The 24169-nt window shown below is 57.0% G+C and carries 22 protein-coding genes; 14 read left to right on the forward strand and 8 right to left on the reverse strand.

The features are described 5' to 3' along the window. The first annotated feature begins 4 nt into the window (after positions 1-4). Entirely contained in the window at positions 5-1723 is a 1719-nt protein-coding gene (locus tag K7B04_RS07080) for a DUF4153 domain-containing protein (RefSeq protein ID WP_223803752.1), read from the forward strand. A gap of 65 nt (positions 1724-1788) precedes the next feature. Here the strand turns inward: K7B04_RS07080 and hslO are convergent, their stop codons facing one another. The 4 genes from hslO to K7B04_RS07100 form a co-directional block, all read right to left on the reverse strand. Next, positions 1789-2667: an Hsp33 family molecular chaperone HslO gene (gene hslO, locus K7B04_RS07085; protein WP_223803753.1), complete on the reverse strand. Its 879-nt coding sequence runs from the start codon at positions 2665-2667 to the stop codon at positions 1789-1791. A gap of 23 nt (positions 2668-2690) precedes the next feature. Beyond that, positions 2691-3092 carry a ribosome-associated heat shock protein Hsp15 gene (gene hslR / locus K7B04_RS07090; RefSeq protein WP_163446710.1) on the reverse strand — a complete coding sequence of 134 codons (402 nt, stop codon included), beginning with the start codon at positions 3090-3092 and terminating at the stop codon, positions 2691-2693. Positions 3093-3094: 2 nt separating this feature from the next. Next, a complete protein-coding gene (gene yrfG, locus K7B04_RS07095) occupies positions 3095-3772 on the reverse strand; it encodes a GMP/IMP nucleotidase (protein ID WP_163446708.1) in 678 nt (225 codons plus the stop codon). Between the two features lie 66 nt (positions 3773-3838). Then, positions 3839-5986: an intracellular growth attenuator family protein gene (locus tag K7B04_RS07100; protein WP_167574909.1), complete on the reverse strand. Its 2148-nt coding sequence runs from the start codon at positions 5984-5986 to the stop codon at positions 3839-3841. A 305-nt stretch (positions 5987-6291) separates the two neighbouring features. On the opposite strand from K7B04_RS07100, the gene nudE reads away from it, so the two are divergent. Beyond that, complete coding sequence (nudE, locus tag K7B04_RS07105; protein ID WP_064541497.1) at positions 6292-6855, forward strand: ADP compounds hydrolase NudE; 564 nt, start codon at positions 6292-6294, stop codon at positions 6853-6855. Positions 6856-6916: 61 nt separating this feature from the next. Here nudE and mrcA read toward each other — a convergent pair whose 3' ends face one another. Next, on the reverse strand, positions 6917-9469 hold the full coding sequence (gene mrcA, locus K7B04_RS07110; protein ID WP_163446705.1) for a peptidoglycan glycosyltransferase/peptidoglycan DD-transpeptidase MrcA: 2553 nt from the start codon (positions 9467-9469) through the stop codon (positions 6917-6919). A 119-nt stretch (positions 9470-9588) separates the two neighbouring features. On the opposite strand from mrcA, the gene K7B04_RS07115 reads away from it, so the two are divergent. The 12 genes from K7B04_RS07115 to trpS all read left to right on the forward strand — a co-directional run bounded on the left by K7B04_RS07115 (position 9589) and on the right by trpS (position 19602). Beyond that, positions 9589-10350, forward strand: coding sequence for a pilus assembly protein (locus K7B04_RS07115; protein ID WP_223803754.1), 762 nt, complete (start codon positions 9589-9591; stop codon positions 10348-10350). Then, positions 10350-10886, forward strand: a complete 537-nt coding sequence (locus K7B04_RS07120) for a hypothetical protein (protein ID WP_223803755.1) — start codon at positions 10350-10352, stop codon at positions 10884-10886. Before K7B04_RS07115 ends, K7B04_RS07120 begins: the two co-directional genes overlap by 1 nt. Continuing rightward, positions 10873-11337, forward strand: coding sequence for a hypothetical protein (locus K7B04_RS07125; RefSeq protein ID WP_223803756.1), 465 nt, complete (start codon positions 10873-10875; stop codon positions 11335-11337). Before K7B04_RS07120 ends, K7B04_RS07125 begins: the two co-directional genes overlap by 14 nt. Then, positions 11327-11767, forward strand: a complete 441-nt coding sequence (locus K7B04_RS07130) for a HofP DNA utilization family protein (RefSeq protein WP_223803757.1) — start codon at positions 11327-11329, stop codon at positions 11765-11767. The genes K7B04_RS07125 and K7B04_RS07130 overlap by 11 nt, the downstream gene beginning before the upstream one ends. Then, positions 11655-12875, forward strand: a complete 1221-nt coding sequence (gene hofQ / locus K7B04_RS07135; RefSeq protein WP_223804133.1) for a DNA uptake porin HofQ — start codon at positions 11655-11657, stop codon at positions 12873-12875. The genes K7B04_RS07130 and hofQ overlap by 113 nt, the downstream gene beginning before the upstream one ends. A 280-nt stretch (positions 12876-13155) precedes the next feature. Continuing rightward, positions 13156-13677: a shikimate kinase AroK gene (gene aroK, locus K7B04_RS07140; protein WP_035892101.1), complete on the forward strand. Its 522-nt coding sequence runs from the start codon at positions 13156-13158 to the stop codon at positions 13675-13677. Between the two features lie 58 nt (positions 13678-13735). Then, positions 13736-14830, forward strand: a complete 1095-nt coding sequence (gene aroB, locus K7B04_RS07145; RefSeq protein ID WP_223803758.1) for a 3-dehydroquinate synthase — start codon at positions 13736-13738, stop codon at positions 14828-14830. An 84-nt stretch (positions 14831-14914) separates the two neighbouring features. Beyond that, complete coding sequence (gene damX, locus K7B04_RS07150; protein WP_163446692.1) at positions 14915-16189, forward strand: cell division protein DamX; 1275 nt, start codon at positions 14915-14917, stop codon at positions 16187-16189. Positions 16190-16306: 117 nt separating this feature from the next. Further along, positions 16307-17140: an adenine-specific DNA-methyltransferase gene (gene dam / locus K7B04_RS07155; RefSeq protein WP_163446690.1), complete on the forward strand. Its 834-nt coding sequence runs from the start codon at positions 16307-16309 to the stop codon at positions 17138-17140. A 33-nt stretch (positions 17141-17173) separates the two neighbouring features. Next, positions 17174-17851 carry a ribulose-phosphate 3-epimerase gene (gene rpe, locus K7B04_RS07160; protein WP_163446688.1) on the forward strand — a complete coding sequence of 226 codons (678 nt, stop codon included), beginning with the start codon at positions 17174-17176 and terminating at the stop codon, positions 17849-17851. After that, on the forward strand, positions 17844-18605 hold the full coding sequence (gph, locus tag K7B04_RS07165) for a phosphoglycolate phosphatase (RefSeq protein WP_223803759.1): 762 nt from the start codon (positions 17844-17846) through the stop codon (positions 18603-18605). The genes rpe and gph overlap by 8 nt, the downstream gene beginning before the upstream one ends. Further along, positions 18598-19602, forward strand: a complete 1005-nt coding sequence (gene trpS / locus K7B04_RS07170) for a tryptophan--tRNA ligase (RefSeq protein WP_163446684.1) — start codon at positions 18598-18600, stop codon at positions 19600-19602. The genes gph and trpS overlap by 8 nt, the downstream gene beginning before the upstream one ends. Before the next feature lie 78 nt (positions 19603-19680). On the opposite strand, the gene cysG is transcribed toward trpS, so the two are convergent. The 3 genes from cysG to nirB form a co-directional block, all read right to left on the reverse strand. After that, positions 19681-21054 (reverse strand): siroheme synthase CysG, encoded by a 1374-nt coding sequence (gene cysG / locus K7B04_RS07175; protein ID WP_163446682.1) that lies wholly within the window; start codon positions 21052-21054, stop codon positions 19681-19683. Positions 21055-21202: 148 nt separating this feature from the next. Beyond that, positions 21203-21529 carry a nitrite reductase small subunit NirD gene (nirD, locus tag K7B04_RS07180; protein ID WP_163446680.1) on the reverse strand — a complete coding sequence of 109 codons (327 nt, stop codon included), beginning with the start codon at positions 21527-21529 and terminating at the stop codon, positions 21203-21205. After that, on the reverse strand, positions 21526-24069 hold the full coding sequence (gene nirB, locus K7B04_RS07185) for a nitrite reductase large subunit NirB (protein ID WP_223803760.1): 2544 nt from the start codon (positions 24067-24069) through the stop codon (positions 21526-21528). Before nirB ends, nirD begins: the two co-directional genes overlap by 4 nt. Positions 24070-24169 lie beyond the last annotated feature (100 nt).

Raw genomic sequence — 24169 nt, forward strand, 5'->3', positions numbered from 1 at the left:
TGATATGGATACTGTGACACCGCTTTCCTCGCCAACCCGCTGGGGCATGGTGCTAACCGGCCTGGTACAAGGGTTGCTGTGCTACCTGCTGGTGACTGAGCTTATTCCTCACCATAGTTGGTGGATATTTTATGGATTGCCCGGCAGCCTGGCATTATCTTCTGTGCTGCTGTTTAGCGTCATCTCGTTTCGCCAGCGCGCGCTGTGGGGCTGGCTGGCCGTTATTCTGGCGGTCGTCCTCGCTATGAGCGGATGGCTGAAAAGCAACCTCAACGGCGATGATTCATGGCGGCAGTACGATGCCCTGTTCCGTTATGGTTGGTGTTTACTGTTGATGGCGCTAATGATTTTGCCGTGGATACAGTTTCAGCTCCACCCCCATCCGGGAAGCTATCGCTATGTACATTTCTATGACCAACAGTGGCAGAACGCGCTGACGCTGCTGCTGATTGGCGTCGCTAATGGTCTGGTCTGGCTCATCTTCCTGCTGTGGAGCGGGCTGTTTGAGCTGGCGAATATTACCTTCTTCTCTCATCTGTTCTTTGAGACGGAATGGTTTATTTACCTCGTTATTGGCCTGGTAACGGCGCTGACGGTGATTCTGGCTCGGCAGAACATGCGGCTGGTGAGCGCCATTCATAAGCTGCTGACGCTGCTTGCTACTGGCCTGCTGCCGTTAGTTTCGCTGCTGGCTATTCTGTTCCTCGTGACGTTGGCGTTTACCGGGCTGACGGTGATTTCGCAGCGCGTGTCCGCCGCGCTGCTGCTGATCACCTTAGCGCTGAGTCAGCTGTTGCTGACGGCGATGGTTTGGCAGCCGCAGCAATCGCAATTGAGCTATCCACGGCCGCTGCGCTATCTCATCATTACGGCGATGGTGCTTACGCCGGTGTATGCGGCGATTGCCGGCTGGGCGCTGTGGATGAGAATCGGGCAGTACGGCTGGACGTCGGAGCGCCTGCACGGCACGCTGGTGGTGGTGGTCTTGCTGGTCTGGTCGCTGGGCTATGTGCTGAGTCTGCTGCGCCGCCGGGAAGATCCTTCGCCGCTGATGGGCCAGGTGCATCTGGTGGTCTCGCTACTGGCGCTGGCGCTGCTGGTACTGCTCTATACGCCGGTTCTCGACAGCTGGCGCATTAGCGTGAATAGCCATATGGCGCGCTATCATGAGGGCAAAATTAACGCCGATCAGGTCAGTCTGTATATGCTTTCACACAGCGGTAAACCGGGGCGTGAAGCGCTGCTTATACTGCAAAAAGATCCGGAATTTACCCAGGACGCCAGGCGACAGAGGCAACTGACGCGGCTGCTCAATGGCGATCTCACTCCGACAGAAAAACTGACGCCGCCGATGCTGGCGAAAAACGTCGTCGTGGCGCCTGGCAGCCAGTCGCCGGACGCCGCGCTGTGGGCTGCGATTATTGAACGCCGCTATCTGGTGGAATCCTGCAGCGACGTCGATAGCTGCGTGCTGGTCAGTCAGGATCTTAACGGTGACGGCCAGCCGGAACAGGTCCTGTACGCGTTTGGCGATCGCACCGTGCTGGTGTTTGGTCAGGGGGCAAAAGGCTGGGAGTTTAAAGCCAGCGCAACGCTGCCTGCGGGGGTGAATAAAGAGAAGCTGCTACGGGCGGCGGAAGAGGGCAAAGTGGGTGCGAAGCCGAAGGCGTGGCAGGATATGACGCTGGGGGATGAAACGGTGGTGCTGGAGTATCGGCGCTAAACTTATTCGATCAGAGTAGGCCTGATAGCGCTACGCGCATCAGGCCTACGTCCCGAACCGCAGAATTAATGCACCTGCGGATCCGCCGGAGAAGCGTTATTACGAATCTCGGAGATATCCATCGCGTTAAACACGTAGTGGCTACCGCAGTAGTCGCAGTGCATATCGATCTCGCCTTCTTCTTCCAGAATGCTGTTGATCTCTTCATCCGGCAGCGTTTTCAGCGCGCCTGCACAACGTTCGCGAGAACAGGTGCACTTGAACTCTACGCCCTGCGGGTCGTACAGCGTCACCTCTTCTTCGTGGTATAAACGCCACAGCACATCGTTGGCCGGCAGCGTGAACAGCTCTTCGGCCTTGATGGTGTCGGTTAGCGCCGCCAGATGGTCGAAATCGTCCGCCTGGGCGTTCTGCGCGGGCATCACCTGCAATAACATACCGCCTGCGGCTGGTTTACCCTCAGACTCACCGGTACGGATAATCAGACGAGTAGGCAGCTGTTCGGAACGCTGGAAGTAATCTTCCAGGCATGCCGCCAGCGTATCGCCTTCCAGACCGACCACGCCCTGATAACGTTCACCTTCGGCTGGGGTAATGGTAATCACCAGATAGCCGTTGCCGATCAGTGTTTTCAGGTCGGCATCCGCTGGGATCTCACCCTGTACACGGGCTACGCCGCGCAGCTGCTGGTGGTTGTTACCGTTAATCACCGCCAGCGTCATCGGGCCATCGCCCTGCAGCTGAACGGTAATATCGCCTTCAAACTTCAGCGTCGCGGTCAGCAGGCTGGTGGCAACCAGCAGCTCCGCCAGCACGTTTTTTACCGGCTGCGGGTAATTGTGGCCTGCCAGAATCTGTTCGAGCGTTTCGGATACGGTGACCAGTTCGCCACGTACGGCATAGTTTTCAAACAGATAGCGATGTAATTGATCGTGTTGAGTCATAATATTCTCTCTTGGGGTGGCAGTTATTCACTGTCGCCGTATTTAAATCTCATCAGGTCGCGCCGCTCTTTTTTATCCGGCCTTCTGTCCGGATGCGGCATGGTCAGCGCATTTAGCTTGCGCGCCAGAGCGACTTTTTCGCGCTTTTCGATACTTTCCGCCGTCTCTTCATACAGGGTGACGGCCTCCGTCGCGGGGCGGCGCTGCTCGGTAATGGCTTTCACCACTACGGTGCGTTCGTCATTTCCCTGACGTAGCGTCAATTGGGCGTTCAGTTCGACAACTTTACTGGGCTTGGAACGCTGCCCGTTATAGTGAACTTTACCGCCTTCAATCATTTCGCGTGCCAGGGCGCGGGTCTTATAAAAACGCGCGGCCCAGAGCCACTTATCCAGCCTGACGCCGTCAGTGGGCTTCTCTTTCATGGTCACTCCTTCACGTGCAGTGAGGGGATCAGACGACGGTAATCGTTAAGTGCGGGATGACGCAGATACGCTTTTTCCGCCATGCCCGAATCGGGGTTAGTGACGCCGAGGCAATAGCGAATCCCAAAGCGTGCGGCGGCATCCAGAATCGCCTCGCTATCGTCGATGAACAGCGTGCGTTCGGCTTTCAGTCCCGTCTTTTCCGCCACAGCCTGCCATAACCGCTGATCCTCTTTCGGATAACCAAATGTATGGGTGGAAAGTAATAAATCAAGGTGTGCGTCGAGACCCGTGTGTTCCAGCTTCACCGCCAGGTTGTGTGGATGTGCGTTAGTCAGCAAGATACGGCGTTTGCCGCTGGCTTTCAGCGCATTCAGGAAGGGGACGGTATCATCACGCAGCACCGCGCGCGGCCCCTGCTCGCTGGTCATCGAGCAGATATCCAGACCCAGTCGCTCGCTCCAGTAGTCCAGACAGTACCAGTTTAGCGTATGTTGCACCGCGTGGTACTCCTGGCGGATGGCTTCCTGCGCCGCCTGTACGCTGATGCCATGCTTAGCGCCGTAGGTTTCCGGTACCAGCTTTTGCCAGAAATAGCTGTCGAAGGCGAGGTCGAGGAGCGTGCCGTCCATGTCCAGAAGTACGGTATCAACCTCTTGCCAGGCGATGTCGAAATGCATGCTGAGTCTCCAGACGGAAGAAATGCGCGACAGAGTAACATAACTCTGTCGCGACGGGTGAGGCGGCTAGTGGGTCGGGAAATCGGACTTAAAGTCATCCGGTGACGAAAGCAGAACCGGATTGATGCAGCTTTCGTAGTATTTCTGGATTTCGGTCAGACGTTCCCGATGGCGATGGTAGCGGCGCAGCGCCTGAATGCCGTTGTAAATTGTGCAGACAATCATCGCCAGCATCAGCAGCGTGGTGGCCAGATAGTGCCACAACCCGCTGCTGTCCGGCATGCGGTGCAGGTTGATGTGCTGGGTGCCGTTGGCATCGGTATAGAGATTTGTCACGATACCTTCGGCGTGGAACGGGGTGTGCATCAGCATACCCGCCAGACGCTGGAACTCGTTCCACTGCTCGCGTGCAGGGTAGTCGTACAGGCTGGTGGTTGGGTACGGCTGGGTCACAAAGTCGCTGCCTTCATCGCTGGTGATGAGGAAACCGCCCGGCGCCGGGCTGTTGAGCGCCTGCGCCGCGCGCGCGGTTTCGCGCAGAATAAACGGGGCGGTGGAGGTCTCTACCAGGTTATCCAGCGATTCGGCGCTGACCGGGCGCAGCAGGACGTTAACGCCGTCGAGCTTACCGGAGTTGGCGCGCTTCACCAGCGCATCCCAGTCGCGGGTGTTGCCAAGGTTGACCAGCGCATTCTTCAGCCGTACGCAGTCGTCAGCAGCTGAACACAGATCTTTCGTTTTCAGCACAATATCGGCGAAGTCATCCAGCAGGACCATCCCGGATTTCTGAATGGCGGAACGCAGCGCGGGGCTAACGCGGGAATCATCGTCCGCAGAAGGATGCAGTTGACGATTGACCGCTTGTACCAGTGCGGTGGCTTTGCTGACGGTTTCGGATTCAGGCAGCGGCAGACGCGGCGCATCGTTCCAGATAATCTGCGAGCAGTCGAATGGCAGGAACGGCGAACTTTCCTGTGCCGTCCACGTACCGGGTGAGTGAATGTTGCACATCCCGATGCCGCTCAGTTGCAGCGTGTCGCCTACGCGTACGCCTGCCTGCGTCAACTGGCGAACGTCTTTGGCTTCTACGGTTTGCGCGCCTTTCAGCCATGAAATCGTAAACTTAAACGGCATATTCAGCGGCACGCTCACCCACATCATGATCGCCACCAGCAACGCGCCGCCAGCGATGACTGCGCTGCGCAGCCAGTGCTGTAGAGGAAAGTTTTTGACTTCATCATGCAGCGAGAGGAAACGCCCCTGACGGACAACGTGTCGGTCGAGGTAGATATCGATATCCGTTTTCTGCCCCAGATCCTGTGCCACAAAAGGCTGCCAGTGACGTGGGTAGATGAGGTCGATAATTCCGAGTGAGATGTTGTTGATCTGTTCCTGATCGTTTTCGCCAAACAGGCCCCAACGCTTAGGGGTGCCGCGCAGACAGTGGATCTCGCGCAGAGAGGATTTGGTGGGAGGAGCAAACAGTCCCCATAGCCCGCCCGCGAGCAGCAGCACCGCACCGCCCAGTACCCACGGGGTAAACACCGACGGGGCAATCAGGCTACAGTAAAACAGCAAAAACGCCGCGGCAATGAGCAGCGCTTCGCGCAGCCCGTCGGGGCGGCTTAGCGCGTGTTCCTCATGGGTTTCCTGGCGAATGTTAAGTAGTTCAATTTGTTCGCTTTCTTCACCACGAATCGAGGCTTGCGTTGATGTGGTCGACTCCAGCGCGAAATTATGGCTCTCTTGCGAGTAGGACTTAAGTGAATGGCCGTTGAGCCCGATGACCAATGGCATATCGTCGGTGACGATAAGCTCAATGCTGTTTTCATCGGTAATATGTTGTTCCCAGAACGGCGGCAGGTGTACTTCCACGGAGTCGAGGAAATAGCGCCATTTATTCGGGTCGTCGGTGGTAATACCGTAGCGCGTGATCGCGCGAGTCAGCGTGAACACGGTCCCGCTTTGCGCATTGAGCGTCAGCGCCGTAGGCGCGATCGTTGAGCCGGACGCCGGAACCTGCAAATCGCGGTTCAGATCGCCCAGATAGTTTTCAACGCCCTGGCGCTCTTCATCGGTCAGTTTCCGCGTGGTTGCGCCCGGAAAAAGGTGCAGCCACGGTAATTGAAGGCGTTTTGTTCTTTTACGCAAGAGCCAACCGACCAGCACGGCGCAGATCAGTATCGCTACGGTAAAGATCATCAATGTGCCCATGCTTTTCCCATCATACTTTTTCTTAGAGGTCTCTTGAGTCGCCCGCTTTTCTTATAAACCATCGGCACGTATTACAGAGGTACTATAAAGAGTTTATAGACTCTCGCAAAACGTAAGCATAACAAACCCATCCTCTGACGAGTATCAGTAAATTCTCAATTGCAATTCAAGCTCTTGACATTTATCCAGAAATGAGAGATGGGTGGATAAAGGTTGCAATGATGTAAATAAAACGCTTTATACATTGCCGGAACCTCATCGCTATCGCACAATGATAAAAGTCACCACTGCAAAGACCCGGCCCAATGAGCAAATCATTACAGAAACCTACCATCCTGCATGTTGAAACCGTGGCGCAATCTCGCCTGTTTAATGTGGAAAGCGTTGACCTGGAGTTCAGCAACGGCGTTCGTCGCGTTTATGAACGTATGAAACCGTCCTCACGTGAAGCGGTCATGATTGTGCCGATTGTCGACGACCATATTATTCTGATTCGTGAATACGCGGTGGGTACCGAATCCTACGAGCTGGGCTTTTCCAAAGGGCTGATTGACCCAGGCGAAACGGTGATGCAGGCGGCAAACCGTGAGCTGAAAGAAGAGGTGGGTTTTGGCGCGCATGAGCTAACGTTTCTGAAAAAACTGAGCATGGCGCCATCCTACTTCTCCAGCAAAATGAACATCGTGGTGGCGGAAAATCTGTATCCAGAATCGCTGCCGGGTGATGAGCCGGAACCGTTGCCGCAGGTACGCTGGCCGCTGGCTAACCTGATGGATCTGCTCGACGATCCTGACTTTAACGAAGCGCGTAACGTCAGCGCGCTGTTCCTGCTTCGAGAGTGGCTGAAGGCCCAGGGCAGATTGTCATAAAAAAGGCGCCAGCGGCGCCTTTTTTATTCGTCTGATGGACAGCGGAAATTCCGCCACGACATCAGAACAACTCGTGGGTTTCCCCGTTATCAATCACTTCAGTCCCCACCTCGTGAACCGCCTGTTGTGTCGGCTGCGTTCCGTCAATGAAGTACTCCTGGCGGCTGCTGCCACCGTTGGCAAGCTGCCCGGTGCTGCGGTCGATGTTGACCGTCACCACGCCCGGTGGCGGCGTCAGCGGCTGTTCCGGCACGCCCGCCAGCACCTGTTTCATAAACGCATCCCAGGCTGGCTGCGCGCTCTTCGCGCCGCCTTCGTAACCGGAAATCTGATCTTTGATCGCGCCAGAGGCGGTTGTGCGCCCCAGATCGCGACGATGATCGTCAAAGCCAATCCACACTGAGGTGACCACATCCGGCCCGTAGCCAGAGAACCAGGCATCTTTCGAACTGTTGGTGGTCCCGGTCTTACCGCCGATATCGTGACGACCCAGGTCGCGGCCTGCGCGCCAGCCGGTACCCTGCCAGCCCGGCTCGCCGAAGATGTTGGTATTCAGCGCGCTCTTAATCAGGAACGCCAGCGGGGTGTTAATCACGTGCGGCGCATACTCCTGACCGCCGCTCTGAGCCACCAACTGCTGGTTTGCCTGCTCCAGTTCCGGCATTGGAACGGTGGCGTTTTGCGGGGTCTGCGAGATGGCGACGTCTTCCACGTCCTGATTCTCCAGCACGTTCGACTTCGGCGTATCACCGTAGATTACCGGCAGGTTGCACTCGGCACAGGCAATTTTCGGCTTCGCTTCAAAAAGCACGCCGCCCTGATCGTTTTCAATTTTGCTGATGTAATAAGGATCAACCAGGAAGCCGCCGTTCGCCATCACCGCGTAGCCACGCGCAACCTGTAGCGGCGTGAACGAGGCGGAACCTAACGCCAGCGATTCGGTATGCACGATGTTTTCCGCCGGGAAGCCAAAACGCTGCAGATATTCTGCCGCATAATCCACGCCCATCGCTCGCATCGCGCGCACCATCACTACGTTCTTCGACTGCCCCAGACCCTGACGCAGGCGAATAGGGCCCGCGTACTCTGCCGGGGAGTTTTTCGGCTGCCAGTCTGAACCGGCGCCGGCATCCCAACGGGAGATAGGCACGTCGTTGAGCATACTGGCCAGCGTTAAGCCTTTATCCATTGCGGCGGTGTAGAGGAAGGGCTTGATGTTGGAACCAACCTGACGCAACGCCTGAGTCGCACGGTTGAACTTGCTCTGGTTGAAGTCGAAGCCGCCCACCAGCGCGATGATGGCGCCATTTTTCGGGTTAATCGACACCAGCGCGGAATTGACGTCCGGTACCTGCGCCAGCCACCAGCTGTCGCCGTTCTGACGGACCCAAATTTGCTGCCCAGCCTGTACCACGTCTGTCACCTTACGCGGGGTTGGGCCCTGCGCGGTGTCGGAACGATAAGGACGCGCCCAGCGCATACCTTCCATGCTTATCGACACCGAAGTACCGTCGGCCAGTTCTACCGTCGCTTCCTGCGGATTCGCGGCTGTCACCACGGCGGGCAACAGCGGGCCGTAAGACGGCAGCGGACGCAGCGAGGCACGAATTTTTTTACTGTCCCAGGGCGCTTCACCCGCTTTCCACAGCACGTTGGCCGGGCCGCGGTAGCCGTGGCGCATATCGTAATCCATCACGTTATTACGCAGCGCCTGCTGGGCCGCCTGCTGATTTTTGCGCGTGATGGTGGTGTAAACACGGTAGCCGTCTTCATAGGCCTGTTCGCCGTATTGTTTCACCATATCCTGACGCACCATCTCGGTGAGATACGGCGCGGAGAAGGCAATTTCCGGCGCGTGATAGTTGGCGTCAATGGCTTCGCTGCGCGCCTGATCGTACTGCGCCTGAGTGATATAGCCTTCACTCAGCATACGCGACAGCACCACGTTGCGACGCGCGGTGGCGCGGTCCAGCGAATAAAGCGGGTTAAAGGTGGACGGCGCTTTCGGCAGACCGGCAATCACCGCCATTTCACTGAGGCTCAACTGGTCGGCTGGCTTACCGAAGTAAACCTGCGCCGCCGCCCCCACGCCGTAAGCGCGGTAGCCGAGGTAGATCTTGTTCAGGTACAGCTCGAGAATTTCATCTTTGCTCAGCAACTGCTCGATGCGAATAGCCAGGAACGCTTCCTTAATTTTACGCATCAGCGTCTTTTCAGGGCTAAGGAAGAAGTTACGCGCCAGCTGCTGAGTAATGGTACTGGCCCCCTGAGAGGCGTGGCCGTTCACCAGCGCGACGCTGGCCGCACGGAAGATACCAATCGGGTCAATCCCGTGGTGCTCGTAGAAGCGGCTATCTTCGGTGGCAATGAATGCCTTCACCATCTGCGGCGGGATCTGGCTAAGGGTCATCGGAATACGGCGTTTTTCGCCGTACTGTGCGATGAGCTCGCCGTCTGCGCTATAGACCTGCATGGGCACCTGCAGGCGCACGTCTCTGAGCGTAGCGACGTCTGGCAGCTGCGGCTCAATATATTTGTAGAGGCCATAAATCGAGCCTGCTCCCAGCAGAATGCAACAGACTGCAAGGATGAATAAATACTTTACGAACTTCACCGGAGATTTCCCATTGAGTGTCATTTGGGCAGTTTATAAACAAACGCGCGGTAGTATAAAGGCAAGCCTGATTCATTGATATAGCCGTCACCCTGCGGTGACGTAAGGATAATCGTGAAATGGCTTTCAACTGTTGGCAAATGGGTCTGCATATTCAGCAAGATAATATTTTTATCGTTGCTCTCCAGCGCGCCCGTCAGGGCTGGTCGTTGCGCCGCTGGTGGCAACTGCCGCTGGCTTCCTCCGATGACGATGCGCTGTTCGCCGCCCTCTCGCCATGGCGCCGTGAACTTCCCTGGCGGCATGCGGTAAGTATCGCGTTTCCTGCCAATAGAACGTTACAAAAAAGCCTGCCTCGTGCGGCGATCGCATTGCGAGAAAATGAGCAAAACCAGTGGATTGCCAGCGCGATGTCTCAGCAACTGGAGATGCCCGCGCAGGCGCTGTGCTTTGATTACCATCTGGCGGAGCCGCAGGGATGCTGGAACGTCACCGCCGCGCAGCAGCACGACGTCGCGCGATTACAGCATCTGGCGCGCCGCCTGCGTCTTCAGGTAACGGCGATTACGCCGGATGCCTGTGCGCTGCGATCTTTTATGCCGCTGCAAACGGAAGCGGATACCGTGCTGCTCTGGCGCAGCGACGGGCAGTGGCTGTGGGCCAGCGGGGAGCGGTGGGGAAGCTGTGCGCTGCATGAAGCCGCCATGCTGGGCGAACACCTCGAGATGACCACGCCTCGCCTGGTGTGCTGCACGGCTGAGGAAACGCAATACCCTTACTTCGACCCCTGGAGTGCCGTCACGCAAAAGCAGCCGCCGTTGCCTGCCGGCGGCGACGCGTTTGCGGTGGCGATCGGGCTGGCGATGGGGGCGGTGATGTGATGAACCAGGCCGTTAATTTTCTACCGTGGCGACGGATGCGATTTTATCGGCAGCTTCGTCGCTGGGGGGCGGGCGTGGCGGCATGCTGGCTGTGTGGCGCGGCTGTGGTGCTGTTCTGCTGGTTAAACGGGCAAGCCGCGCGGACGGTGAATGCTATGCATATTGCTGCAGAGCGGCAGATAGCTCAGCAGCTGGCGTTGCGCGAACGTGCGCAAGCTGAGCGGGCAAAGCAGCAGGCGCTAAACGCACAAAAGCACGCTCGCCGACAAGCAACACAGGCGTGGTCCGCTCGCCTCACGACGTTGGCAGAGGGCATACCCGCTCAGGCGTGGCTGAATGAACTGGATTATCGCGACCGCACGCTGTCGCTCTCGGCAACGCTGACGCGTTTTCCTGCCCTGACGGAGCTTGAACATCGCCTGGAGACCGTGCCCGGTTTTCAGCCCGCGAAGCCGGGAAAAATTCAGCGTGATAGTACCGGGCGCTGGCTGGTGCGCTATCAGCTTAATGAGGAGATAGCGCATGCGACTCCCTGATGGCTGGCGAGCGGTCTCAATGCTGAACGCGCTGCGTATCGCCGGGATAATGGCAGTGTTGTTGGGCATCGGACTGTGTTTTTACAGGATGACGCAGATCAGCCTGACGCTCGAGAAGGAAAGGGAAGCCCGCCAGCGGCAGCATGCGCTGTATGTGGCGGGCTGGCACCGGCTGATGTCTCTGCCTCGGCAGCAGGCAGGCGCGGAGTCGCCTGTCCCTCCCTCCGTCGCGTTCTCTCCGGCGGCGTTCCAGCGGGCCGGGGCCAGACTGGTGAGTTGGCTGCCTTCAGACAAGGGTGGGGAGCTGGTGCTTGATACGCCCTGGCCGCTGGTTGCTGACACCTTTTCACTGCTGGCGGAGCGCGATATGCAGGTGGCGGCGTTTGCTCTGGCTGGGGAAAACGGCACGCTGCGCTTTACCGTTCGACTGGTGCATGACCATGAACCTTAACATCCCACTGGGCATTCTACTTGCGCTTCCGCTGCTATGCGGCCTGCGTGACCCTTTCGCACCGGTCGACGATCCATGCCACAGCGCGCAGCTCAATCTCTGGCGCTTTGGTGGAACGATTGAAGCGGGGGGACGAACGATGGGCATCGTCCAGCGCGATGATGAGACATGGCAACGTCTGGAAAACGACACCCTACTGAAGACCGGGTGGCGTGTAACGGAAATCACGCCGGATGAGCTGACGGTAGACGTTGGAACGGGCTGCGAGCCGCAGCGCTGGCAATGGAAAAGAGAAGGAACGAGCCATCATGAAAAGGATAAGTCTGCTGATACTGCTGCTTCTGCCGCTGCTGAGCCCGGCGAAAAACGTCACGCTGGTGGTGGACGACGTGCCGGTGGCACAGGTGCTGCAAAGCCTGGCCGACCTTGAACAGAAAAACCTGGTGATAGCTCCTGACGTGCAGGGCACGCTCTCGCTTCAGTTGCGTAATCTGCCGTGGAAACAGGCGCTACAGACGGTCATCACCAGCAGCGGGCTGGTGATGACCCAGGAAGGAAGCGTGATCTACGTTTATTCGCAGCGCTGGCGTGAAGAGAAGCAGGCACGAGCGCAGGCGGAACAAACGCGGCGTCAGCAAACGCTGCCGCTGAGCCACAGTAGCATCGTGTTGCACTATGCCGATGCCGCTGAGCTGGCAAAGTCCGGAGGCAAACTCCTGAGTGCGCGTGGGACGCTGACCGTCGACACACGCACCAACCGCCTGATTGTCCGTGACGATAGTGAACATCTGCCGGCGTTCAGCGCGTGGGCGAAAGAGATGGATATCCCCGTCGGTCAGGTTGAGCTGGCGGCGCATATTGTCACCATTAATGAAACCAGCCTGCGTGAGCTGGGAGTGAAGTGGAGTCTTGCCGATGCGGAAGGCACCGTTGGCGCAGGTAAAATCACCACGCTAAGCAGCAATCTTTCGGTGGCTGACGCCACCACGCGCGCGGGGTTCAACATTGGCCGCATTAATGGTCGTCTGCTTGAGCTGGAGCTTTCTGCGTTGGAGCAGAAACAGAAGGTGGATATTATCGCCAGCCCGCGCCTGCTCGCCTCGCACCTCCAGCCTGCCAGCATCAAGCAGGGGAGCGAAATTCCGTATCAGGTGTCGAGTGGGGAAAGCGGCGCGACGTCAGTGGAATTTAAAGAGGCGGTACTGGGCATGGAGGTGACGCCAACGGTGTTACAGAACGGTCGCGTGCGGCTGAAGCTGCACATCAGCGAAAACATGCCGGGCCAGGTCCTACAACAGGCGGATGGCGAAGTCCTGGCGATTGATAAGCAGGAGATTGAAACGCAGGTGGAAGTAAAAAGCGGTGAGACGCTGGCGCTAGGCGGTATTTTTTCCCAAAAGAATAAAAACGCCAGCGACAGCGTGCCTTTTCTTGGGGATATCCCGTTGTTGGGCCATCTTTTTCGCCGTGACGGTAAGGATAATGAACGACGTGAACTGGTGGTGTTTATCACGCCACGTATTATTTCTGCGCAATAGCAGAGAAGAATCAGGCGAATTTCAGCGGGAAGGCGTGTCCCGAGTTTGACGTGGGGCCAGATTTAGCATACAAGGAGTACCGATTTGAGTGTCAGTACGCACCGCTCCTTCTCCTGTAGTCTGCTGATTTAATCTGTTGCCAAACCAGCCGGAGTATTGAGATAATTTTCAGTCTGACTCTCGCTCTATTGCATAAGAGGTTTCAGTTCATGTCCAGCGACGCGCGATGTTCTGCGGCGCGGATTTATCATTAACGAATAGTCTTAGTAGTACCAAAAAAATGGCAGAGAAACGCAATATCTTTCTGGTTGGGCCCATGGGTGCCGGCAAAAGCACTATTGGGCGCCAGCTGGCTCAACAGCTCAATATGGAATTTTACGATTCTGATCAAGAGATTGAGAAACGAACAGGCGCTGACGTGGGCTGGGTCTTTGATGTCGAAGGCGAAGAAGGTTTCCGTGACCGCGAAGAAAAAATCATCAATGAGTTAACGGAAAAGCAGGGTATTGTTCTGGCGACAGGCGGTGGCTCTGTAAAATCACGTGAAACGCGCAATCGTCTCTCCGCTCGTGGTGTCGTCGTCTACCTGGAAACGACCATTGAAAAACAGCTAGCGCGCACTCAGCGTGACAAAAAACGCCCGCTGCTGCAGGTCGAAACGCCGCCGCGTGAAGTACTCGAGGCGCTGGCTGACGAACGTAATCCGCTGTACGAAGAGATTGCCGACGTCACCATTCGCACTGACGATCAAAGCGCAAAAGTTGTCGCCAACCAGATTATTCATATGCTGGAAAGCAACTAATACTGGCCAGAAAAGTAGAACGCCAGCGAATATAAGTCACTAAGGTGGACGTCGCGTTATGGAGAGGCTTACAGTAACTCTCGGGGAACGTAGTTACCCGATTACCATCGCGGCTGGTTTGTTTAACGATCCAGCTTCCTTCTTACCGCTCAAGTCTGGCGATCAGGTTATGCTGGTCACCAACGAAACGCTGGCACCGCTTTATCTGGACCAGGTTCGAACCGTGCTCGAGCAGGCTGGCGTGAAGGTTGATAGCGTCATTCTGCCGGACGGCGAACAGTATAAAAGCCTGGCTGTGATGGATACCGTCTTCACCGCGCTTCTGCAAAAACCACACGGTCGTGATACCACTCTTGTCGCCCTGGGCGGCGGTGTGATTGGCGACTTAACCGGTTTTGCGGCAGCGAGCTATCAGCGCGGCGTGCGCTTTATCCAGGTGCCTACCACTCTGCTTTCGCAGGTGGACTCTTCGGTTGGCGGCAAAACCGCGGTCAACCATCCTCTCGGCAAAAACATGATTGGCGCATTCTGGCAGCCGGCCTCTGTGGTGGTTGACCTGAATTGCCTGAAAACATTGCCGAAACGTGAACTTTCTTCCGGCCTCGCTGAAGTCATTAAGTACGGCATCATTCTGGATGCCCCGTTCTTTGATTGGCTGGAAAATAACATTGATGCGCTGATGGCGCTGGATGAAAAAGCAATGGCGTACTGTATTCGCCGTTGTTGTGAGCTGAAAGCCGATGTTGTCGCTGCCGACGAGCGCGAAACCGGGTTACGTGCTTTACTCAATCTTGGGCATACGTTTGGCCATGCCATTGAAGCCGAAATGGGCTATGGCAACTGGCTGCACGGCGAGGCCGTGGCGGCGGGAATGGTGATGGCGGCTCATGCCGCTGAGCGACTGGGCCAATTTGACGCTCAGGATACTCAGCGTATCATCGCGCTGCTCAAGCGAGCGGGTCTGCCGGTCGCCGGTCCGCAGCAGATGACGGCGCAAGCCTATCTGCCGCATATGCTGCGAGATAAAAAAGTCCTGGCTGGCGAAATGCGCTTAGTGCTGCCGTTGGCCATCGGGAAAAGTGAGGTACGCGGTGGCGTATCCCACGATGTGGTTCTTGGCGCTATTGCTGATACTCAGCAGGCGCAACTATAAGAAAGGTCTAGCCGCGTTCGCGCGGTGTTTTAACTTCAGGTGATGTGCAATTGTCGTGGCATAAGCCTTTTAGTGGGGTGTTAAATGGATGAATTTAAACCAGAAGACGAGCTGAAACCCGATCCCAGCGATCGTCGCACTGGTCGCTCTCGTCAATCTTCCGATCGTGACAACGAGCCACAGATCAACTTTGATGATGTGGATCTCGATGCGGATGAGCGTCGTCCGTCCCGTAGTCGCAAAGCACGTGAAGAAGTTGAACCGGAAGACGAATACGAGGAATCTGACGAAGCCGACGAGGGTGATGCAGAAGAAGTCGTAGAGCGCCGCCCGCGTAAACGTAAAAATGTCGCACCGCGTAAGCCGGCTTCCCGTCAGTACATCATGATGGGGCTGGGCGTCGTCGTGCTGCTGGTGCTGATCGTCGGCATCGGTTCGGCATTAAAAGCGCCGTCTTCAAACGATCAGAGCGCCTCTGGTGAGAAGAGTATTTCTCTGTCTGGCGGCGATAACGTCGATCAGGCCAATGTCACCCAGAGCCAGCCTGCGCCGGAAGCGAACCCACAGCAGGACGTTTCGCTGCCGCCAATTTCCTCTACGCCGACCCAGGGCCAGCAAACCGCTGCGCCGGACGGACAGCAGCGCGTAGAAGTGCAGGGCGATCTGAATAATGCGCTGACTCAGCAGCAGGGCCAGATTGATAATGCCGTGGTCAATTCCACGCTGCCGACTGAACCCGCGACCGTCGCACCTATCCGTAACGGCGCACGTCCGGCGGTAACGGCGCCGGAAACCCCGCGCCAGACTGCGACCGCTCCGCGTCCGGAACGTAAGCACACGGTCATCGAAGCCAAACCTCAGCCTGTTGCCCCTGCGAAAACGCAGACGACGACTGCGCAGAGCAAACCTGCTGAAGCGAAGCCGGTTACGACCGCGCCGAAGCAAACTGTGACGGCCGCAGCGCCAACTAAAGCGCCGGCAGCCGAAACGGCGAAACCAGCGGCCAGCACCACTGCTCCTGCTGCTACCGCCGCCACGACGGCAGCCCCTGCAGCGGCAACCGGTAAGTCCGCAGGCGATGTCGGTTCGTTGAAATCAGCTTCAGGCTCGCACTACACTCTGCAGCTCAGTTCCTCTTCTAACTACGACAACCTGAACGGTTGGGCGAAGAAAGAGAACCTGAAAAACTACGTGGTGTATGAAACCTCTCGTAACGGCCAGCCGTGGTATGTTCTGGTCAGCGGCATCTACGCATCGAAAGATGATGCCAAACGCGCCGTGACCACGCTGCCAGCCGACGTACAGGCGAAAAACCCGTGGGCGAAACCGCTGCATCAGGTTCAATCTGACCTGAAGTAATCGCCGTTTCGTTAGCAACCGCCCCGTTTGTACCATTGGGTATGAGCGGGGCGTAGAAGCGCAGGATGCTGTCGGAGCTTTCTCCACAGCCGGAGAGAGTGTAAGTAGTCAGGCCGCATGAAAAAAAATCGCGCTTTTTTGAAATGGGCAGGGGGGAAGTACCCACTGCTCGATGAAATTCAAGGCCATCTGCCGAAAGGTGATTGCCTGGTTGAACCCTTCGTTGGTGCTGGATCGGTATTCCTGAATACCGATTTTTCGCGTTATATTCTGGCTGATATCAACAGCGACCTCATTGAGCTCTATAAAATCGTTAAAACGCGCGCCGATGAGTACGTTGAGCAGGCGCGGATGCTGTTTGTGCCCGAGAGCAATAACGCTGAGCGCTACTATCAGTACCGCGAAGAGTTTAACGCCAGCACCGACTTGTTCCGTCGCGCGGTGCTGTTTTTGTACCTCAACCGCCACGGCTACAACGGCCTGTGCCGTTATAACTTGCGCGGTGAGTTTAACGTCCCGTTTGGGCGCTATAAGAAACCTTACTTCCCGGAAGCCGAGCTACGCCACTTTGCTGAAAAAGCGCAAAATGCCGAGTTCTACTGCGAGTCTTATGAAGACTGTATGAAGCGCGCCGGGAAGAATGCTGTGGTTTACTGCGATCCGCCGTACGCGCCGCTGTCGGCGACGGCGAATTTTACGGCCTACCACACTAATAGCTTTAGCCTGCAGCAGCAGGAAGTTCTGGCGCAGAAAGCGGAAGAACTGATGGCGAAGCGAATACCGGTGCTTATCTCAAACCACCGTACGCCGCTAACGCTGGAATGGTATAAAAACGCAACGCAGATGCACGTCGTGAAGGTTCGACGCAGCATTAGCCGCAACGGCGGCACGCGTAAAAAGGTGGACGAGTTGCTGGCGCTGTATCGCCTGCCGGATAAAAAACAACGTTAAAGATCCTAATGGATAGGCTCTGAGGAGATGCGGATGAAACAGTACCTGATTGCCCCTTCAATTTTGTCGGCCGACTTTGCCCGCCTGGGAGAAGACACGGCGCGTGCGCTGGCTGCCGGGGCGGATGTGGTTCATTTCGATGTTATGGATAACCATTACGTGCCGAACCTGACCATCGGGCCGATGGTGCTGAAAGCGCTGCGTGACTACGGTATTACCGCCCCTATCGATGTACACCTGATGGTGAAGCCGGTGGACCGTCTGGTTCCGGACTTCGCCGCCGCAGGCGCCAGCATCATCACCTTCCACCCGGAAGCCTCCGAACACGTTGACCGCACGCTGCAGCTGATTAAAGAGCACGGCTGTAAGGCGGGGCTGGTGTTTAACCCGGCCACGCCGCTGAGCTATCTCGACTACGTGATGGATAAGCTGGACGTTATTCTGCTGATGTCGGTGAACCCGGGCTTCGGCGGCCAGTCCTTTATTCCGCATACGCTAGAGAAGCTGCGTGAAGTGCGTCGCCGTATTGATGAATCTGGCTATGACATCCGTCTTGAAGTCGACGGCGGTGTTAAAGTGAACAACATTAGTGAAATCGCGGCGGCGGGAGCGGACATGTTCGTTGCCGGTTCGGCGATTTTTGGCCAACCTGACTACAAAAAAGTCATTGATGAAATGCGCAGTGAGCTGGCAAAGGTAAGTCATGGATAAATTGCAAAGCATTCGCGGCGTCGCGTTTGACCTCGATGGGACGTTAGTCGATAGCGCGCCGGGGCTGACGGCGGCGGTGGATAGCGCGCTGTACGCGCTGGAACTGCCGGTCGCCGGTGAAGACCGCGTGGTCACCTGGATTGGCAACGGTGCCGATGTACTGATGGAACGAGCGCTGAACTGGGCCCGTCAGGAGCGTGCGACTCAGCGTGCGGCGCAGGGCAAACCGTCCGTCGATAGCCACGATATTCCTCAGGATGAGCAGCTTCGCGTGCTGCGTCGCCTGTTCGATCGCTATTATGCTGAATTTGCGGAAGAAGGCAGCTTCCTGTTCCCGCACGTTGCGCAGACGTTGGCCGCGCTGCACGCCAACGGCCTGCCGCTGGCGGTTGTGACCAACAAGCCGACGCCGTTTGTGGCGCCGATTCTGGCGTCGTTGGGCATCGACAGCTACTTCTCCGTGGTGATTGGCGGCGATGATGTGCAAAACAAGAAGCCGCATCCGGAGCCGCTGCTGAAGGTCGCTGAGAAGCTCTCCATTACGCCGCAAGCGCTGCTGTTTGTTGGCGATTCACGCAACGATATTCAGGCCGCAAAAGCGGCGGGCTGCGCCTCCGTCGGCCTGACCTACGGCTATAACTATGGCGAAGCCATCGCGCGCAGCGAGCCGGACGTTGTCTTCGACCACTTTAACCAACTTTTGCCCGCTCTTGGGCTTCCGAACAGTGAAAATCAGGAATCAGAACATGACTAAGCCCATCGTATTTAGCGGCGCACAGCCGTCAGGTGAACTGACCATCGGTAACTACATGGGTGCGCTGCGTCAGTGGGTCAATATGCAAGATGACTATCACTGCATCTACTGCATCGTTGACCAGCACGCGATTACCGTTCGTCAGGATCCGCAGGCGTTGCGTAAAGCCACGCTCGACACCTTAGCGCTGTATCTGGCCTGTGGTATCGACCCGGAGAAAAGCACCATCTTCGTACAGTCTCACGTGCCGGAGCACGCGCAGCTGGGCTGGGCGCTGAACTGCTACACTTATTTCGGTGAGTTGAGCCGTATGACTCAGTTCAAAGATAAATCCGCGCGCTATGCGGAAAATATCAACGCCGGTCTGTTCGATTATCCGGTGCTGATGGCGGCGGATATCCTGCTGTATCAAACCAACCAGGTGCCGGTGGGTGAAGACCAGAAGCAGCACCTTGAGCTGAGCCGTGATATCGCCCAGCGTTTCAACGCTATCTACGGCGACGTGTTTAAAGTCCCAGAGCCGTTTATTCCGAAGTCCGGCGCACGCGTGATGTCACTGCTTGAACCGACCAAGAAAATGTCCAAGTCCGATGACAACCGCAACAACGTGATTGGCCTGCTGGAAGATCCGAAGTCGGTGGTCAAGAAGATCAAACGTGCGATGACCGATTCCGAAGAGCCGCCGGTAATTCGCTATGACCTGAAAGAGAAAGCGGGCGTGTCTAACCTGCTGGATATTCTGTCTGGCGTCACCGGTCAGAGCATCCCAGAGCTGGAGAAACACTTCGAAGGCAAGATGTATGGCCACCTGAAAGGGGAAGTTGCCGAAGCGGTTTCCGGGATGCTGAGCGAGCTGCAGGAGCGCTATAACCGCTACCGCAATGATGAGGCCTTCTTGCAGAAGATCATGAAAGAGGGTGCAGAAAAGGCCAGCGCGCGTGCTTCCGAGACGCTGAAGGCGGTGTACGAAGCGATTGGTTTCGTGAGCAAGCCGTAAGCATAGGGCATACCCGGCGTTGTGTTGTTTGGCCGGGCGAGAGAATAAAAAAACCGGGATTATCCCGGTTTTTTTGTGTTAGTGATTTGAGAACCAGTTTAGCTGTTCGCGTAAGGCCACCACTCGGCCAACGATAATCAGCGCCGGGCTGGCCATCTGCTGCGCCAGCTCGCCGAGCTGTGTCAGCTGACCGTCGACGACACGCTGGTTAACTGCCGTACCGTTCTCCACGATAGCGACCGGCATATCGGCCTGCATGCCGTGTTCAATGAGCTTCTGCTGGATGGTAGTGGCCTGATTCAGCCCCATATAAAACACCAGCGTTTGTTTCTCTGCCGCCAGATTTTCCCAGTCCAGCTCACCACCGGTTTTCAGGTGGCCGGTGACCAGACGTACGCTCTGGGCGTAGTCGCGGTGGGTGAGAGGAATACCGGAGTAGGCCGAGCAGCCAGACGCCGCGGTAATTCCCGGTACGACTGAGAACGGAATACCCGCCTGGCACAGGGTTTCCAGCTCCTCACCGCCACGACCAAAGATAAACGGATCGCCGCCTTTCAGACGTACCACGCGTTTGCCTTGTTGCGCTTCACGCAGCAGGATCTGGTTGATTTCGTCCTGCGGCACGCAGTGATAGCCTGCGCGTTTGCCGACAAATACGCGATCGGCATCGCGGCGCACCAGATTCATAATATCGTCGGAAACCAGACGGTCATACACGACCACGTCCGCCTGTTGGATCTGCTGTAGCCCCTTAAGCGTCAGCAATCCGGCGTCGCCCGGCCCGGCACCGACGAGCACTACTTCACCGCGATGGTCCAGCGGGGTATTCAGTAACTGTTCGGTTTCGTCTTCTACTGCCTTCTGATCCTGGTTCGCCAGCGACTGCGCCAGACGATCGTTCACAAAAAGCTTTTCCCAGAAACGGCGGCGTTCACCCATCGTGGCGAACTGCTTTTTCACCCGCGCGCGCAGCTGGCCGGCATAGTGCGCCACCTGGCCCAGATGTTGAGGTAGCATCGCCTCGAGCTTTTCGCGCAGCAGACGCGCCAGCACCGGGGAAGTGCCGCCGGAGGAGACGGCGACCATCAGCGGCGAGCGGTCAATAATCGATGGCATGATAAAACTTGCGGCTTTCGGGGCATCGACCACGTTACAGAAAATACGGCGTACTTCCGCTTCGTCGCTCACCTGCTGGTTTACCGCGTCGTCGTCAGTGGCGGCGATCGCGAGCCAGCAAGGATCAAGTAGCGCTGGCTGGAAGTCGCCCTCGACGAGCGTCAGCATCCCCGCATCTGCCCAGACGTGGAACTGCGGAACGTAATCCCGCGCGTTTACCGTCAGGCGCGCGCCCGCGTCCAGCAGCAGACGCGCCTTGCGCTCGGCAACATCGCCGCCGCCGACCAGCAAACAGTCGCGATCGCGCAGTTGGCAAAAGATGGGTAAGTGATCCACGGGGCAACCTCACGGAATTAACAATAGAAATGCGGGGAATGAATAATGCGGGTAAGGATAACAGCAGACATCGTATGGAATACACGATTTTTCCTGCTGTTACCCCGTTAAGGTCATAAGTTTTTGCTATTACTTATGCCGAAAACGATCAGGCCTTTAGCTGTACCAGACCGTCTTTGACGCGCACGTCGTAATGGGCGACGGAATGGCTTTCGTCTTCCATGCACAGGCCGTCACGCAGGCGGAAGCGCTGCTTTTTCAGCGGGCTGGCGACCCACAGTTCGCCCTGGTGTTCGGCAATCAGGCCGCGGGACAGCACGCTCGACTCGAAGAAAGGGTCGATGTTGCTGATGGCGAACACCTGATTATCGGCGTAGGGGCGGAACACCGCCACCTGCTGGTCGCCCAGCAGGGCGCAGACGCCGGTGGCTGGCACAATCGCGTCAATCTTGCAGATATTTACCCACTGGCTCATGCGTTTTCCTCCACCAGAGTTACCGGAATGCGTTCGTACGGCGTGGCCGGGCGGTGCTGGGCACGTTCAGGAACCACCTGCACGTTCGGGTCACGCTGCTCGCTGTTGATAAAGTGTTTGAAACGAACCTGAGCGGCCGGGTCGTTGACCGTTTCGGTCCATTCACAGGCAAACGCGTCGCGCAGGCGAGCGATCTCTTCTTCCAGATGCTCGTTCAGGCCCAGCTTGTCGTCGATGATCACGGAACGCAGGTAGTCGATACCGCCTTCCATGTTATCCAGCCACGGCGCGGTACGCGTCAGCTTATCGGCGGTGCGGATGTAGAACATCATAAAGCGGTCGAGGTACTTGATCAGCGTGTCGCGATCGAGGTCCGCCGCCAGCAGATCCGCGTGGCGCGGTTTCATGCCGCCGTTGCCGCAGACGTACAGGTTCCAGCCTTTTTCTGTCGCGATAATGCCAACGTCTTTGCCCTGCGCTTCCGCACACTCGCGGGTACAGCCGGAGACGCCAAACTTCATCTTGTGCGGCGTACGGATGCCCTTGTAGCGGTTTTCCAGCTCAACGCCGAAGCCGACGCTGTCGCCGACGCCGTAACGGCACCAGGTGCTGCCTACGCAGGTTTTCGCCATACGCAGCGCTTTGGCATAGGCGTGACCGGTTTCGAAGCCGGCTTCAATGAGCTGACGCCAGATTTCCGGCAGGTCGTCTTTCTGCGCGCCGAACAGGCCGATACGCTGGGAACCGGTGATTTTGGTGTACAGGTTGAATTCACGCGCGATACGGCCCACAGCTACCAGACCTTCCGGGGTGATTTCACCGCCCGCAGAGCGCGGAATAACGGAATAGGTGCCGTCTTTCTGGATATTGGCCAGGAAGTTGTCGTTGGTGTCCTGCAGCGGCGTATGCTGCGGCTTCAGGATGTATTCATTCCAGCAGGAGGCCAGCAGGGAACCGACGGTTGGTTTACACACTTCACAACCGTAGCCTTTGCCGTATTTCGCCAGCAGTTCGTCGAAGGTTTTGATACCTTCTACACGAATCAGGTGATACAGCTCCTGACGGGTAAACGCGAAGTGTTCACAGAGGTTGTTGTTCACTTCGATGCCCTGTTTCGCCAGTTCGGCGTTGAGCACCTGGGTGACCAGCGGGATACAGCCGCCGCAGCCGGTACCGGCTTTGGTTTCGGCTTTCAGCGCCGCGACGGTATGGCAGCCTTTGTTGATGGCGGCGACCAGGTCGCCTTTGGTGACGTCAAAGCAGGAGCAGATTTGCGCGCTGTCCGGCAGTTTATCCACGCCGATAGACGGCTTACCGCCGCTGGCATGCGCGGGCAGAATCAGCGCGTCCGGGTTTTCCGGCAGCTCAATCGCGTTCAGCGCCAGTTGCAGCAGGTTGCCAAAGTCGCTGGTGTCGCCCACCAGAACCGCGCCGAGCAGCGTTTTGTTATCCTTGCTGACGATCAGGCGTTTGTAGACCTCTTTGCTTTCATCGAGGTAGACGTAGCTGCGTGCGCCCGGCGTACGGCCATGCGCATCGCCAATGCCGCCCACGTCAACGCCCAGCAGCTTCAGCTTGGCGCTCATATCTGCGCCCTGGAAGCTGTTTTCGCTGCCGAGGATGTGGTCAACGGCAACCTGAGCCATTTTGTAGCCCGGTGCAACCAGACCGTAGACGCGGTTTTTCCAGCTGGCGCATTCGCCGATAGCGTAGATATCCGGGTCGGAGGTCTGGCAGCGGTCGTTAATCATGATCCCGCCGCGCTGGGCGACTTCCAGACCGCACTGGGTAGCCAGTTTGTCACGCGGGCGAATACCGGTGGAGAAGACGATAAAGTCGACTTCCAGCTGGCTGCCGTCGGCGAAGCGCATGGTTTTACGCGCGTTTTCGCCTTCCTGAACGATCTCTTTGGTGTTTTTGCTGGTGTGAACCTTCACGCCCATGCTTTCAATTTTGCGCTTCAGCTGCTCGCCGCCCATCTGGTCGAGCTGTTCGGCCATCAGCATGGGTGCGAATTCGATCACGTGGGTTTCGACGCCGAGATTTTTCAGCGCGCCAGCCGCTTCGAGGCCAAGCAGGCCGCCGCCCACTACCGCGCCGCGTTTGCTACGGCGCGCGCAGGATTCAATGGCGTTCAGATCTTCAATCGTACGGTAAACGAAGCAATCCTGAGTTTCAGACCCTTTGATAGGCGGGATCCACGGGTAGGAGCCGGTTGCCATAATCAGTTTGTCGTAAAAAACGGTACGACCCGCGCTGGAATGGATCACCTTCTCTTTACGGTTGATGGTGATGGCGCGCTCGCCGACCAGCACCTTCACGCCGTGCTTCTCATAGAAGCCTTCGCGCACCAGCGACAGCTCTTCCGCCGTGTGGTGTGAGAAGTAGGAAGAGAGGTGTACGCGGTCGTAGGCGATGCGGGGTTCTTCACAGAAGACGGTAATATCAAACTGGCTGGCGTCGGATTTATCGAGAAGATCCTCGATAAAGCGGTGGCCGACCATGCCATTACCGATAATTGCGAGTCTGACTTTGCTCATTTTTGCCTCGATTTCTATTCTAATACTGCCTACCTTAACGATTCAGCTAGTGGGATTATTGATTCAAATCAATTTAGCCTTTGCCTACCCCTTAATGAGT

Origin of the sequence: Kluyvera sp. CRP (assembly GCF_019930565.1) — a bacterium.
Classification (GTDB): domain Bacteria; phylum Pseudomonadota; class Gammaproteobacteria; order Enterobacterales; family Enterobacteriaceae; genus Kluyvera; species Kluyvera georgiana_A.

What these genes read in the sequence shown, in the direction of transcription:
- nirB (WP_223803760.1), bottom strand. Translation starts at nt 24,069, where the DNA reads ATGAGCAAAGTCAGACTCGCAATTATCGGTAATGGCATGGTCGGCCAC.
- K7B04_RS07080 (WP_223803752.1), top strand. Translation starts at nt 5, where the DNA reads ATGGATACTGTGACACCGCTTTCCTCGCCAACCCGCTGGGGCATGGTG.
- gph (WP_223803759.1), top strand. Translation starts at nt 17,844, where the DNA reads ATGGATAAATTGCAAAGCATTCGCGGCGTCGCGTTTGACCTCGATGGG.
- aroB (WP_223803758.1), top strand. Translation starts at nt 13,736, where the DNA reads ATGGAGAGGCTTACAGTAACTCTCGGGGAACGTAGTTACCCGATTACC.
- aroK (WP_035892101.1), top strand. Translation starts at nt 13,156, where the DNA reads ATGGCAGAGAAACGCAATATCTTTCTGGTTGGGCCCATGGGTGCCGGC.
- nirD (WP_163446680.1), bottom strand. Translation starts at nt 21,529, where the DNA reads ATGAGCCAGTGGGTAAATATCTGCAAGATTGACGCGATTGTGCCAGCC.
- hslR (WP_163446710.1), bottom strand. Translation starts at nt 3,092, where the DNA reads ATGAAAGAGAAGCCCACTGACGGCGTCAGGCTGGATAAGTGGCTCTGG.
- dam (WP_163446690.1), top strand. Translation starts at nt 16,307, where the DNA reads ATGAAAAAAAATCGCGCTTTTTTGAAATGGGCAGGGGGGAAGTACCCA.
- trpS (WP_163446684.1), top strand. Translation starts at nt 18,598, where the DNA reads ATGACTAAGCCCATCGTATTTAGCGGCGCACAGCCGTCAGGTGAACTG.
- K7B04_RS07120 (WP_223803755.1), top strand. Translation starts at nt 10,350, where the DNA reads ATGAACCAGGCCGTTAATTTTCTACCGTGGCGACGGATGCGATTTTAT.
- K7B04_RS07115 (WP_223803754.1), top strand. Translation starts at nt 9,589, where the DNA reads ATGGCTTTCAACTGTTGGCAAATGGGTCTGCATATTCAGCAAGATAAT.
- rpe (WP_163446688.1), top strand. Translation starts at nt 17,174, where the DNA reads ATGAAACAGTACCTGATTGCCCCTTCAATTTTGTCGGCCGACTTTGCC.
- hslO (WP_223803753.1), bottom strand. Translation starts at nt 2,667, where the DNA reads ATGACTCAACACGATCAATTACATCGCTATCTGTTTGAAAACTATGCC.
- K7B04_RS07100 (WP_167574909.1), bottom strand. Translation starts at nt 5,986, where the DNA reads ATGGGCACATTGATGATCTTTACCGTAGCGATACTGATCTGCGCCGTG.
- nudE (WP_064541497.1), top strand. Translation starts at nt 6,292, where the DNA reads ATGAGCAAATCATTACAGAAACCTACCATCCTGCATGTTGAAACCGTG.
- yrfG (WP_163446708.1), bottom strand. Translation starts at nt 3,772, where the DNA reads ATGCATTTCGACATCGCCTGGCAAGAGGTTGATACCGTACTTCTGGAC.
- K7B04_RS07130 (WP_223803757.1), top strand. Translation starts at nt 11,327, where the DNA reads ATGAACCTTAACATCCCACTGGGCATTCTACTTGCGCTTCCGCTGCTA.
- K7B04_RS07125 (WP_223803756.1), top strand. Translation starts at nt 10,873, where the DNA reads ATGCGACTCCCTGATGGCTGGCGAGCGGTCTCAATGCTGAACGCGCTG.
- damX (WP_163446692.1), top strand. Translation starts at nt 14,915, where the DNA reads ATGGATGAATTTAAACCAGAAGACGAGCTGAAACCCGATCCCAGCGAT.